The organism is Bradyrhizobium sp. WYCCWR15520 (genome assembly GCF_056174665.1).
This window is the reverse complement of record NZ_JBWBWM010000083.1, coordinates 1-13,447: the sequence shown is the minus strand read 5'-3', so window position 1 is coordinate 13,447 and position 13,447 is coordinate 1. Positions and strand designations below refer to the sequence as shown.

Below are 13,447 nucleotides of genomic sequence, written 5' to 3'. Positions count from 1 at the left end.
CTCCCTTCGGCGTGTTCGTAGATTGGGGAGAAGCAGCGGCTAAACGAAATTGCCGCGGCGTCATACCGGTCCAACGCTTGAACGCGTGGTTGAAAGAGCTGACCTCGCGATATCCCAGTAGCCATGCAATTTCGGAGACCGGCAGATCGCGCTCGGCAAGGTAGCTCTTTGCAAGAGCGGCTCTTGTCTCCTCCAATAATTCGGTAAATGCCACACCCTCTTCGCGGAGCTTGCGTGACAGCGTTCGCGTGCTCATGGCTAGCCGTTTGGCGACGTTCGATAGACTTGCTCTGGCGTGTGGAAGCAGCTGCGGCAGAACTCCCTCCACGGCCGATCGAAGAGCCCCGCGCTCCTTCGGATGGTCGGCGAGTGCTGCCTCTGCGTATCGCCGCAGCAGATCGTTCAAATAGTTGTCACGGCCAACAATGGGGAGAGATGCCACTGGCGCTGCGAAAATGATCTCATCCCTATCTGCGCAAAATTCAACATCGCACCCAAAAAAGCTCTTGAATTCCGCAGGCGTTTCATCGCGCCGATGTCTGATCCTCAAATGGCGCAGCGCTAGCCTAGTGGCTGTCACTTGCCGGCAAATCCGCACCATCGTCACTAGCCAGAACTCGATCTGGTGCCGGTCTGACTTCCTGTCGATATCGACATAGTCGAGTGCAATCGAGACCGTTCGGTCATCCTGTCTCACCTGAAGGCGGACTCCTTCATTCATGACCGTGCAATATCGCTTCGCGTTCAGCAGAGCGTCGGCAAATCGTTCCGATGATGCGATCACATAGTAAACCAACCCGATCTCGCGGAGATCGAAACTGCGGGCCAGGTGAAATCCGAGGAGTCCATCCTGAAGTTCTTCGGATGCCAACTCCAGGATCCTGATTTGCTTGGGGACCGCGAGTCGTATGGCGTCATCATAGACCTGCTCGGGCCTTGCCTTTACCTTGGCGATAACGGCCGCAGGGTCCTTACCAAGTTCGCGCAGCCGCGCGCATGCGAGCCGTGCGATAGCTCCGGTGGCACTTGGTATCGAGTAAAGCCTCGCATTTTGGCTGGAGGGCATGAAATCGCCGATTTGGGTCTATTCGTGGTGCCTTGCGGCTCTAAGATCAAATGATTGGCCCGTCGAAGCGCCGTTCGGCGCGCTCGTCCGCCACGGAGCCCGTTAACCGCGCCGCGAGCGACAATGCTGCGATGCCAGCAATTATTGCAATGAGCTCTCGCCGACGCATCAGTCCATGCCCTGCTATGTATCACACTGGAGCGTACAGCCTTTACGGGAGACATCCAAGAGATCGAATGTCCGCCTTGGGTCACGTGTGGACGGCGCCTTTCTGACGTTTTGCAGCATTGGTCGGGTGCGGTCACGTGTCCGGCCTGTTGATGCCGCAGGTGTAGCCGCTGGCCCTAATGCTTTGCGCGGATCGGGTCTCAATCGTTCGCATGCACTTGAAAGTGCGTTGACCCAAACGGGCTCTCCCAATCCCCGGAACAACCGTATCTGCATTACGTCGTCATGCCCTCGCCAATCGTTGAAACTCCTATTGTCTATGCTGCTGGCAGCAATCTTGGCTCTTTGAACTGCTCTCCGCGTACCATCATGGCCCAGGCCATGCGCGCGATTTTATTGGCAAGCGCCACGGCGGCGACCTTGATCGGCCGGCGCTCCATAATATGCGCAAGCCAGAGGGCCGCGTGCCATGCTGCCGCGCATATCGGATAAGCATCGCACCAGTTTTGCATCAGAAACGACCACACTGGACCATGACAAACGCGATCGAAATCGGACGAAAATGCAGGAGATTCAACGAAGCCCTTCGTTTTCCTGCCGCTCATAACGGTCTGGTTGCAGGTTCGAGTCCTGCCGGGCCCACCAGTAAGTCAATGGCTGTGAATTTTTCAGTTCGACCTCAAAGTTCAATCCGCTTGCGCGCCAAGCGACTAAATCAACGTTGGACGAGTAACTTTTTCTATCGCGATTGTGCGTCTTTGCGTTTTTACACTGCCAAGACCCACTTCGGACACGCCGACTGCGCCCGTCACATGGCGCTTGCCTACAATGATAGTTCGAAAAGGTGAGGTCGGCAGACCGGCTAGAGGTCACTAAACTCCACGGCCGACGCTACGCTGGTCTTCTCGGCGAGGGCATAAATGTCGGTTGCGCCGCTGTGGATAATTTCAAAAAACTCCAGATTACTATATTTGCACGTCAGGCAGATACTCAACAAAATTCAAACGGCAATCCGTGTTCGTATCGCGCCGCGCCCCAGCACTCGGTTGGCAAACCTTCCCTAATGGTAGTAGTTGAATGACGGAGTTACGAGGAATTGAAAGCGTCGATCCGCGCGAACTAGAGAGCCAACGTGCGCTTACCGTGGCTTTGTGGTCAACGCTGAAAGAACAAGGCGTGAGAGACGGCACATCGGGGCGCATCGAATGCTATTTCTTCGCTAAAAGCGACGCGCACGTGACCGCTCTTGTAGCTGCCTTCCCGCGCTGGGAACGCGAGATCGCGAACAGTGACAATCCTCTCGGACGGCTCTCGGTACACAAACCAACGTGCCTAGAACTGGACGCCGCGCGTCAAGGCGCCGTCCACGACGAGGTTCGTTCCGGTGATGAAGCTTGCGGCGCGGCTCGCGAGAAACACGACCGCGTTGGCCATTTCCCGCGGCGTTCCCATCCGGCCGGTAGGATTGAGGGCCAACGCCGTCTTGTAGAGCTCGGGATTGTTGTCCTTGATCGTGTTCCAGACGCCGTCGAAATAGGTGTTGCCCGGCGATACCGTGTTGGCGCGGATACCCTTGGGTGCGAGCTGATTGGCAAGCCCCTGGGTGTAATGGATAATGGCTGCCTTGAAACTACCATAAGGGCCGGCGGCAAAGTCGACCTCGCGTCCCGAGACGCTCGAGATCGTGACGATCGCTCCAGTGTCACTCTTCTCCAGATAGGGCATCGCCGCGTTCACCAAGCGAACCGTACCCATCATGTCGGTGGAAAATTCCTTCTCCCCACTCTCGTCGTCCTGCCCGATGGCAAGCGCACTCACATTTGCTACGACGACGTCAATTCCGCCTAGTTTGGCGGCCATGTCTATAACCCAGGCCTTGAGCGCAACGCCATTGGATACGTCGACTGAACCGCCGTACGCCGCAACACCTTTCGCTTTCAGCGCCGCAACAGTGCTGTCGACCTCCGTCTGGTTGCGGGCACAAATACCGATACTCGCGCCTTCCATCGCGAAAGCTTCGGCGATCGCGCGGCCGATTCCCTTGGTGCTGCCGGTAACGAGAACCTTGGCCTCCTTGAGTCCCAGATCCATAGTCAGCTCCTTTCTTCTCTTTCAGCTGGTCGATGCGATCATGCGACGTCAGTGTTGCTCGCCACTGCCCTGACCAATCCCCGATAGCTGTGCGGCATCCGCATCGAAACGAGATCTTTCCGCCGCACGACATTTGTCGGATAGACGCTGTCAAGATTGGTGGTGTCGACGAGAGCGGTTGCAATCCCCGTGCCGCTGGCCACGATCGCCTCCCGGCGCGGAAACTCAAATGTGTCCGGGCCGAACACACCGCTCAGGCCGGGATAACCGTGATCGGGATCGACCACATTGGCGAACGCAAGGAATACGTTGTTCTCGCCGGCGCGGACCCGGAAGTGATGCCAATGATGCGGATCGGCACCAGTCGGAATAGGCTCTGGCTTGCGCAACGGCCGTTCCCGCATGCGGCGAACTGAATCGGCCCTTGACCGCGGCAGCGCACGCGATGACATCGCAGCCGCGGAGCGCCAGCACTCTTCCGGCTTCTGGAAACGCTGCATCGTGACCGATCAAAAGGCCGATACGCCCGATCGGCGTGTTCACGACACTCCATTCCTCTCCAGCCGTGGCCCAGCTCCGGTCGTCCGTCGTCAAATGCGTCTTGCGGTAGAGAGTGGTCTTTCCATCCGGCGAGATCAGGCAGGCGCTGTTATGGACGGTGTCGCCTGCACGTTCAGCCAGTCCACAGACGAGGTAAATCCCGAGTTGCGCAGCAAGCTCGCACAGGCTGTCAGTGGCCGGGCCTGGTATCGGCTGCGCCGACTTGGCCGGATCAGCAAGGCCCGTTGCCGCAAGCTCTGGGAACACTACGAGCTTCGCGCCATCGGCCTTGGCCTGCTGCGCGAGCCTTGCGATCTGTTCGAGATTCCCGGCAACGCTGTCGCCCGGCGCGAACTGAGCTACGCTGATGCGTGAGCGCACTCCCTGAGGCCATGGCTCATGATCATAGAGGCCGAAGAAATCGCGAGGATTCCAGCTAAACGTGTCAGTGAGCAGCTCGGGATAGAGCTCCGGCCGACGTTGGAGAAAGACGGGCTCACCGAGCACGCGGCGCGCGCGGGCAACGTCGAGATCGATCTCCGCAAAGATAAATCCGTCTCCCTTGTCCAGCACCGCAGTCACCTCCCCATCCGGCGCGATGACACAGCTTCCGCCGCTGAACTGGACGGTGCGCTCGAACCCCCATCGGTTACTCTCGATCACATAACAGCCGTTCTCGAAGGCACGGCTGATCCAGTACGGCGCCGGCGTTCGTTCCGCCAGCCAGTTCGAGATATGGCAGACAACATCGGCGCCGCCGAGCGCCATCAGCCGAGCCGTCTCCACGAAGTGAATGTCCATGCAGATCAAAAGCGCGATACGCCCGATCGTCGTTTCAAAGACCTGATTGTGGAGGTCGCCGGGCGCCGCCCATTTCGGCTCGGAGATATAGGGATGGGTCTTGCGGTGCCGCCCGACGACGCCCTCGGGGCCGATCAGCACGGCGCTATTGAAATAGATGCCGTCCTCATCGACCTCGGGCATGCCGACCGCGATGTAGCAATCATGCCTGCCTGCGAGGGCGGCAAAGCGATCCGTGGTCGGGCCTGGGATCGTCTCGACAAAGGGTGCGACTTCCGCGCGGTCGAACCAGCAATAGCCGGTGGTGCCCATTTCCGGCGTTACGATCAGCCTGGCACCGGCCGCCGCTGCTTGCTCGCAGAGCTCGAGCAGGCGCACGATGTTGCGCTCCTTCTCGAACATGGTCGGCTCGAACTGGACGGCAGCGACCTTATGCACGCGCGACATATCGGTGCATCCCTCAGCGCAGGTAGGATTTCTTGATGGACGCGCCGAGCGTATATTTCGGATCGACCATGTTGCCGAGGCGCACCCGGCCGGCCTGGGTCAACAGCATGTAGGCATCGATCTCATCGAACCCGTAGTCCGCCGCCATCCAGCGGCACAGCTCGCGATAGGCGATGCGCGCGGCATCCTCCATCGGCCGCGCCGAGCCGATGGTCATGATCAAGTCGGCAGTCTCGAGCCGTGGCCAAGCGATCGTCCAGCCCTTGATCAAGTCAACCTGTACCGTCGTGACGGTCGGATGCTCGATCGCGACGCCGCAGAGCTCGCCATCACCCTGTGCCGCATGGCAATCACCGAGATAGAGCAGCGCGCCCTTGGTATTCACTGGCAGATAGATGATCGCGCCGACGCCCACGTCCGGCAGGTCCATGTTGCCGCCATAGTAGTCCGGTACCAGCGAGGAGATCGCCTCGATCTCGGGCGAGGTGCCGATGGTCCCAATGAAGGGCTCATAGGGTAGCGTGATCTTGTCGTTCCATTTGGTCCCGGTTTTGGCGTCGATCTCGAGCTTCTTGACCCGTTCGGGCAGCGCCGGGTTGAGCAGCGCGGTCTGCCCCGTGCTGACGAGGCCGCCGAACTCCGGCATGATTACGGTAGTGCCGCGCGGCTGCGGCCCGCGCGGCACGATGCTTTCGATATAGACCGCGAGCGTGTCACCCTTCTCCGCTCCGTTGACGTAGATCGGCCCATTCTGTGGATTGAGGAACGGAAAGTTGAGAATTTTGGACGGGCTGTCGCTCTCATGCTTGATCGCGCCCTCGAAAGCGTCGTGGGTCTCCGCCGAGACGACGGCGCCGGGATCGGTCATAAGAACGGGCTTCACATAGGGCCCATAGACATAGTGATACTTGCCCTGGTCCCGCTCGGTGATCATGTGGTGGATCCCTCGCCCGCCCTTGGCCACGCCCTTGCGCGCCATGATGGATTCTTTCTGCCAGGACATTTTCTGTTCTCCTTTGTCGTGGGCGTGGCTGTTCAGACCGCGAGGTGGCGGCGCATCTCGGCCGCATCGTCGAGCGCGGCACGATCAAGGCCCGCAACGATGCGGCCCTTGTCCATGACGTAGCAGCGCTGCGCCATGGCGCGGATCATGTCTAGATTCTGCTCGACCAGGATGATGGTTACGCCGGTCTTGCGGTTGAGCTCGACCATGTTGCGCGCAATGTCCTGGACGATGTTGGGCTGGATGCCTTCGGACGGCTCATCGAGCAGAATGAGATTGGGGTCCGCGATCAGCACGCGGCCGATCGCGAGCTGCTGCTGCTGGCCTCCGGACATCGCGCCGGCGCGCTGGCTCCAGCGCTCGGCAAGGATCGGGAATGCTCCGACGATCTTCTGCCGGCCGGACTCGGGGATGCCGCCTTTGATCGCCGCGCCGACGGCGATGTTCTCACCGACGGTGAGCCGTGGGAACACGTCGCGACCCTGCGGTACATAGCCCATGCCGAGCCGTGCGCGCTTGTGCGCCGGCAACGCCTCCACCGCTTCGCCGCGATAGACGATCGAGCCGCTCATCGCCGGCACGAGGCCGATCAGGCTCTTCATCAGCGTGGATTTACCGACGCCATTGCGGCCGATGACGGCGACGATCTCCCCTTCCCGCACCTCGATCTCGAGGCCCTGCAGGACCGGCTTGCCGCCATAGCCCGCGCGCAATGCCAGGGTCGACAGGATGACTTCCTTGCGCATCTCTTCAGGCATGAGCCTGCCCCAGATATATGGCAGCGACACGCTCGTCGGCCACGATCTGGTCGATCGAGCCTTGCGCAAAGACCTGGCCGAGGTGCAGCACCGTGACGCGCTGCGCCACCTGACGCACAAAGGCCATATCGTGCTCGATCGCCAGCACGGTCATGCCGTTAGCATTCAGGCGCTGCACCATCTCACCGGTCAGATGCGTCTCTTCAGGCGACATGCCGGCGGTCGGCTCGTCGAGCAGCAGCAGGCGTGGCTTCAGGCTGATCGCCATGCCGATTTCGAGCCATTGTTTTTGGCCATGGCTGAGATTGCCCGCCGTCTGGGCCTGCTCGGCCTCTAGCCCGAGGAAAGCAAGCAGGTTGTCGATCTCTTTGGCCAGCTCTCTCCCACGATGCCGACTCTGCAACGCGATTTCCAGGTTCTGGCGCACGGGGAGCCCTTTGAACACTCCGGGAACCTGGAACTTGACGGACAGGCCGCGGTGAATACGCGCAAACGATTTCAGCGCAGTGATGTTCTCTCCTGCAAAGAAAATCTCGCCGCTGCCGGGATGTTGATCGCCAAGGATCAGGCGGAACAGCGTGCTCTTTCCTGCGCCGTTCGGACCGATCAGGCAGTGGATCTCGCCAGCTTCGAGCGTGAGGTTGACCGCGTTGGTGACGTGTAGGCCGCCGAAATGCTTGTTCAGCTTGCGAAGCTCGAGCAGCGACATCAGCTTGTCCTCTGCCCATAGTGAGTGGCGAGTCGGCCGAGCCAGTTCATTACGCCGAGCACGAGACCATTCGGGGCAATGAGCACGGTGAGCACCAGGAGCACACCCATGAAGACGAGCGCATACTGACTGCCGTAGATCGTCAGCGCCTGGAACGCAGCGAGCACCACCAGCGTGCCGATCAGGGTCGCGGTCAGATCGCTGCGGCCGCCGACCGCAACCCAAATCAACGGCAATGCCGCCGCCGTCATGCCCATACTGGACGGCGTGATGTACTGACCCCATGCCGTGTAAAGCACGCCAGACAAACCCGCGAGCGCCGCCCCGATCACGAAAGTGATGAGCTGGTACTTGCGCACATCGTAGCCCAGCATCTCCGCTCGTTCGGGGTTCTCGCGGATCGCAACGATGACATTGCCGAAGGCGGAGTTCATCAGGATGCGCAGACCGAGATAGACCAGCACGAGCAGACCGAGCACGACGTAATAGAGACCGATGTCGGCCAACAGCACAATCGGCTCGCCCGGCCAGGGAATGGTCAGCGGCGGCATTGCACTCATGCCGTTGAAGCCATTCAGCCGCGCACTGCCGATGCGCCATTCAGGGCCCGCAGTCTGGGCCATGAAGCGTTCCAGCATCAGGGTTACGGCCAGCGTGACGATGCCGAGGAAGACGCCGGCGATGCGGCCGAAGAACATGAAATAGCCGAGCAGCAGCGCAAATAGCGCGGCGATCGCAATCGCAAGCACCAACGCGATCAGTGTGAAGCCGTAGGCCGAACCAAAATTGATGGTCAGGATGCCATAGCCATAGCCCGCGATGCCAAAGAACGCCGTTTGGCCAAAGGAGAGCGATCCGCCATACCCAGGCAGAGGCTCAGCGCAATGAATACCCAGACGAAGAAGTACACTGTGTTGCCGACGGTGTAGCCGTCACTGAACAAGGGATACGTGCACGCTGCGGAGAACATGATGCCAAAGAGGCTCCAGAAAGCCGGACCGCGACCGGCAGTTTGCGGACCCTCGAGATGGCGAAACAGCGACAAGTAACCGCTCACGACAGTTCGCTCCATCAGATGCGCTCGCGCAGCACAAAGCCGGAGATGCCCTTCGGGAGGACGCGGACAACGATGATGACGGCAACCAGAAGGCCGATCTGGCCGAACAACTGCCCCTGCCATGAGGTCATCGCCGACTTCACCGCCGCAAGCACGACGCCGGCCGGCGCGGTGCCAAGGAACACGTCGGCGCCCCCGATGACGACGGTGACGAAGGCCTCCATGATGAAGGTTGCACCCATGGTCGGCACCAGGGTCATCGTCGGCGCGTACAGGCCACCGGCAAAGCCGGCAAGCCCCGCTCCGCAGGCGAAGGTGAGACTATAGATCAGCCGCGTGTCGATGCCGAGCGCCGCCGCCATGTGGGGCACCTGAATGGTGGCGCGGGCCAGCACGCCGAAACGCGTCCAATTGAACAGCGCGTAAAGCGTGGCAAGAACGCCCAGTGCCGCACAGAACAGGACGAAGCGATAGATCGAATAGGAGTAGGCGCCGACCTGAAAGCTGCCGAACGGTGTGCCGACGCCGGCCATGGCCGAGCCGACCATGATCAAGGTACCCTGCGTTGCGATAAGGCTGAGACCCCAGGTCGCAACGATAGTGTCGAGCGGACGATCATAGAGGTGACGGATCACGACGAGTTCGACCAGCACACCGACAAGCGCCGAGACTACCGTACCAGCCAGGATCGCCAGCGGCAGCGGCAGGCCGGCATGCACGCACGACGCCGTCACATAGGCGCCGCACATGATGAATTCGCCGTGGGCGAGATTAATCACGCCCATCATGCCGAAGATCACAGCGAGCCCGCAGGCCGAGAGCACCAGGAACGCAAAGGCGTCGCCGAACTGATAGAGGGCCGAGAAGGCAAGGGTCGCGATGTCCATGAAGCAACCGAATTAAGCCAGGAAAGAGAGCCGCGGCGTCACAACATTTCGAGGGTTGCCTCGGCGAGCCGGGACGCCGGGGCAACCCAAGCCGCCGTCAGGGTTTCGGCGGCGGATTCGACGGCGTGTACTGCGCCATCGGATCTTTCTTGGTCAGGTCGCAGCCGGCTTCACCCAGCCAGTATGGCTTGATGTCCTCCCAGACCTTCGGGAACGAGATCGTGTGATCGGCGCCGACCTTGGCCAGATAGATGGTGTGCGACATGTGCTGGCTCTTCGGGTCGATGCAGACCTTACCCTCCGGCGCGTCCATGCAGACATCGCCCAGCGCGATCACCTTCCGGATATCCTCGCGTTTGGTCGACTTCGCCCGCTCCACCATCTGCTTGTAGAGATAGACGGCGAGATACGAGTTCTCTGCCTCCTGGTTCACATAGGGCTCGTTCGGGAACTTCGCCTTGAACTTGGCAAAGAACTCCTTGCTCTTGGGCGAGTCAATTTCCTCGATATAGTTCGTGGTGACGTACATGTCCTTCAGGCTCGGCGGCTTGAAGCGCTTGTGCTCATAGCCCTGCCCGACGTTGACGGAGGACGCCATCGGCAAATTGACGTTGGCCGACGCTGCCTGCTCATAGTAAGACGCCTGCGCGGTACCGACCAGCAGCGTGACGACGAAGTCAGGCTTCGCCTTCTGGATATTCTGGATGCTCTGCGAGAACTGCGATACGCCCAGCGGGATGAACTCCTCGCCTGCCATCTCGCCGCCATTCTCCTTGACGATCTTGCGCACCCATTCCGCCGAGATCTGGCCGAAATTGTAGTCGGCCGCGAGCGTATAGACCTTCTTGCCGTAGATCTGCATCATGTACGGAATGAGGGTAGAGAACTGCTGCTCGGGCACAGCGCCGGTCACAATCATATGGCCGTCGCAGACGCCACCTTCATACTGGTTGTTGTAGAAGGCAAAGCCGTTTAGCTGGTCGACAATCGGACGATAGGCCTCGCGTGACGCCGACGAAAACCCTGCGAACACCACGTCGACCTTGTCGCGCTGGAGCACGCGCCGCATGAACTCCTGATAGCGCGTGTTATCCGACTGGGTATCGTAGGTCACGAGCTCCAGCGGTCGGCCCATGATCCCGCCAGCCTTGTTGATCTCGTCGGCGGCGAGCTGGATGGCGTGAACCTTGCCGATGGTGGCGGCGGCGAAGTCGCCGGACTGATCCTCAAGCACGCCGAGCTTGATCGGAGTTTCCGCCGCGAGCGCCAGGTGTGATGCGAAGACAAACGTCCCCGTGAGGGCTGCGGCGCGCAGCCCCCGCACTACGGTCTCATTCATTTTGCTGCTCCTACATCGTTTGCTTGTTGCCGCCTTGCAGCGCGGTGCCGGTCGGACGGTCCGTCCTGACGGGCGGCTTCGCCCTCCTGCTTAGAAACTCCTCGCAGTAGACTTCCAGGCTCTGCCGGACGCGCATGCTTTCGCGACGGAGCTGGGAATAGGCGCTGTCGTCGTCGAGCCCGGTCTCCTGCATCAGCAGGATGACCGCACGGAGCACCGCGCGACGACCGCGGCGGCGCATCTCGAGATCTTGCAGGCGCTCATACATTTCGCTGCGCAGCAGGAACTGGTTGATGCCCATGAAGAGCGAAGTGTAGACCGCGCCGCCATGGACCGGCTTGCGCAGAAACGAGGTTGCACCGAGGTTGACCAGTGCCTTGAGGCGGCTCGGCGCTTCGACGCCGACAAGACCGATCACAGGCACCGGCGGCAGGCGCGAGGCGGGATTGATCTCGATCGCGACCGCCTCTTCGAGATCGCCATCGACGAAGAGAATGTCGCGCTCGGGCTGCAGGCCAACCACGTCGATCTGTGCGCGGCCGTCGACGATTTCAGAGTATTCCGTCGTGACTCCGAGCTTGGCGAGCGTCGTCTCCAGCGTCATCTCCCGACCCGCCCGCGCAAGAACCACAAGGGCGCGGCCACCTCTGAAATTCTGCAACAGTCGAAAGCTCATGATTGCACCACTTTCAGCAGGGAGCGCATTGCAGTCGCAAAGCGCGGCGACGACTGAACGAGATATGGATCCGGGGCGATCGGCTGTCGTGCTTCCAGCAGCACGTCAAACTGGCCGCCCCGAGCTGAGCAGCCGATGCGCGGCGTCAGCCAGGCGTGAAAAGTCTGCGGATCGATGCGTACCTCGCCCTGCGGCGCGAGCAGCCGCTGGTTAGCGACCGCCCCGCGCACAGACCGGACGTCGTCCGTACCAGCCTTGAACAGTGCGGTTGCGAGAAGCTTGACCGCGATGTAGGAAGCCTCGGCGTCGGCCGATGTGACCGGTCCTGCCGGAAAGGCTTCGGTGTAGGCGCGAATGAACGCCGCATTCTCCTGTGAGCCAAGCGACGAGAAATAGACGCTTGAAGAGAGATGACCGTCGACGGCATCTTCACCGATTTCCGGCAGTTCGGGCTCGGAAAGCGTGCAGCTTGCCACCGGAATCTCGGCGGCCTGATCGATTCCGCGCGCACGGCAGGCGGCCCTGAAAGTCCTGAAAAAGGCGTAGGCGCTGGTACCGATCAGATTATTAAAGACAAAATCGGGACGCTGCTCGAGGATCGCCTCGATCACCTGGTCGAACTCGGTGTCGCCGACCGAGAGATAGCGCTCAGCAAGCACTGTGCCGCCGCGCGCAGCGAGCGCCTCGCGGAAGATCCGGTTGTTCTCCCAGGCCCAGATGTAATTGGAGCCGACGCAGAATGCGCGAGTGCCCACGCGTGAGGCGAGATAATCGACGAGCGGCAGGACGTGCTGATTTGGCGCGGCTCCTGTGTAGATCACATTGTCGGAACTCTCGAAGCCTTCGTAATGAGACGGATACCAAAGCATGCCGTCGAACTTCTCGAAGCTGGGAATGACTTCCTTACGGCTCGACGAAGTGTAGCAACCGACCACATGGCGGATGCCGGAGCCGAGCAACTCGTGACTGAGCGCCTTGTAATGCGCGAGATCGCCGGATGGATTGACCACCACCGGCTCGAGCGAAATGGCATCGCTCGTCGCGTTCATTTCGCGGAACGCGAGCAGCGCTCCATTGAGCATCGAGCGCGCGACGACGCTGTACGATCCCGTCGTCGAGAACATTACGCCGATACGAAACTGCTTCCGCGCCATTCCTCGATCCAAAACAAAAAAAGCGCCCGCCGGCTGTCAAGCCGAGGGCGCCCTCGCCGCCAACTGCACACGCAAGATAAGCGTGGTGTTGGAAATGGTTGGAACTTGTCGCGTTACCGGGCTGCGTTGCCCAACGCTTGGACGACACGGTCGTTGAGATCGATCCTGAAGTCAAGCGCGTTATTGCAGCGACGATTGCTGCATTTCATATCGTCGTGTAGCAAAACTGTGCAGCGGAGCTGCGGATACTGCTTCGAGTGTCGATTTGACGCATCAGGGCGCGCTGCAGGCTTTTCCAGGGCGGCAGGTCGAACTGGGCGGATGCGCTTCATGCGCAGCTCGACTATGAGGCCGCGAGATCGTCAACTACGCATCGCGGTAGAGGATGCGTGCCCGCGCTAACATGCAAGAAGCCGTCAGGCTGCTCGGCGTTTCGGTATCTGGATTCGGACCTCAGCCCGCGCTTGATCCGAAATGCAGCGCGACGCGGTCAGCTCCTGCGAAAGCCGACCGCGTCGGTGTCAAGGATCAGGCCTCGCCGCCGGCGAAGATATCCTTCCTGATAACCGCGTGAACGCCCCAATTTCCGTCAACCACTTGGGTGATACCGAAGTCGACGCCAATCGTAATCAAGGAGATTGCCTCATCTTCGGTCAGCTTCTTGGTTGTCATCAGGAATTTGCGCATCTTGCGGAAAGCATCGCGCAAAGCCAGGTCAACCGACGATTTCGAGTAAATGTCTGACTGCGCC

At 60.5% G+C, this 13,447-nt stretch carries 10 protein-coding genes and 3 pseudogenes; all 13 read right to left on the bottom strand.

The features are described 5' to 3' along the window. Positions 1 to 1,066: AraC family transcriptional regulator (locus AC0QUY_RS40880; protein WP_475391571.1), on the bottom strand; the 1,066-nt coding region annotated here is incomplete at its 3' end. 485 nt (positions 1,067 to 1,551) lie between these two features. Continuing rightward, complete coding sequence (locus AC0QUY_RS40875; RefSeq protein WP_475391569.1) at positions 1,552 to 1,839, bottom strand: hypothetical protein; 288 nt, start codon at positions 1,837 to 1,839, stop codon at positions 1,552 to 1,554. A 727-nt stretch (positions 1,840 to 2,566) separates the two neighbouring features. After that, on the bottom strand, positions 2,567 to 3,325 hold the full coding sequence (locus tag AC0QUY_RS40870; protein WP_475391568.1) for an SDR family NAD(P)-dependent oxidoreductase: 759 nt from the start codon (positions 3,323 to 3,325) through the stop codon (positions 2,567 to 2,569). A 38-nt stretch (positions 3,326 to 3,363) separates the two neighbouring features. After that, positions 3,364 to 5,113, bottom strand: a pseudogene (locus AC0QUY_RS40865) (nitrilase-related carbon-nitrogen hydrolase). A 13-nt stretch (positions 5,114 to 5,126) separates the two neighbouring features. Further along, a complete protein-coding gene (locus AC0QUY_RS40860; protein WP_475391567.1) occupies positions 5,127 to 6,116 on the bottom strand; it encodes an acetamidase/formamidase family protein in 990 nt (329 codons plus the stop codon). Between the two features lie 32 nt (positions 6,117 to 6,148). Continuing rightward, complete coding sequence (locus AC0QUY_RS40855) at positions 6,149 to 6,862, bottom strand: ABC transporter ATP-binding protein (RefSeq protein ID WP_475391573.1); 714 nt, start codon at positions 6,860 to 6,862, stop codon at positions 6,149 to 6,151. 4 nt (positions 6,863 to 6,866) lie between these two features. Beyond that, a complete protein-coding gene (locus tag AC0QUY_RS40850; protein ID WP_475391565.1) occupies positions 6,867 to 7,583 on the bottom strand; it encodes an ATP-binding cassette domain-containing protein in 717 nt (238 codons plus the stop codon). Further along, positions 7,583 to 8,640: pseudogene (locus AC0QUY_RS40845) on the bottom strand (branched-chain amino acid ABC transporter permease). The gene AC0QUY_RS40850 and the pseudogene AC0QUY_RS40845 overlap by 1 nt, the downstream one beginning before the upstream one ends. A 14-nt stretch (positions 8,641 to 8,654) precedes the next feature. Then, a complete protein-coding gene (locus AC0QUY_RS40840) occupies positions 8,655 to 9,527 on the bottom strand; it encodes an ABC transporter permease subunit (RefSeq protein ID WP_475391564.1) in 873 nt (290 codons plus the stop codon). A gap of 97 nt (positions 9,528 to 9,624) precedes the next feature. Next, entirely contained in the window at positions 9,625 to 10,866 is a 1,242-nt protein-coding gene (locus AC0QUY_RS40835) for an urea ABC transporter substrate-binding protein (RefSeq protein WP_475391563.1), read from the bottom strand. A gap of 10 nt (positions 10,867 to 10,876) precedes the next feature. After that, positions 10,877 to 11,542, bottom strand: a complete 666-nt coding sequence (locus AC0QUY_RS40830; RefSeq protein ID WP_475391561.1) for an ANTAR domain-containing response regulator — start codon at positions 11,540 to 11,542, stop codon at positions 10,877 to 10,879. Beyond that, on the bottom strand, positions 11,539 to 12,696 hold the full coding sequence (locus tag AC0QUY_RS40825; RefSeq protein ID WP_475391559.1) for a transporter substrate-binding domain-containing protein: 1,158 nt from the start codon (positions 12,694 to 12,696) through the stop codon (positions 11,539 to 11,541). Before AC0QUY_RS40825 ends, AC0QUY_RS40830 begins: the two co-directional genes overlap by 4 nt. A 528-nt stretch (positions 12,697 to 13,224) precedes the next feature. Continuing rightward, a pseudogene (locus AC0QUY_RS40820) lies at positions 13,225 to 13,447 on the bottom strand (acetamidase/formamidase family protein); the annotation flags it as partial.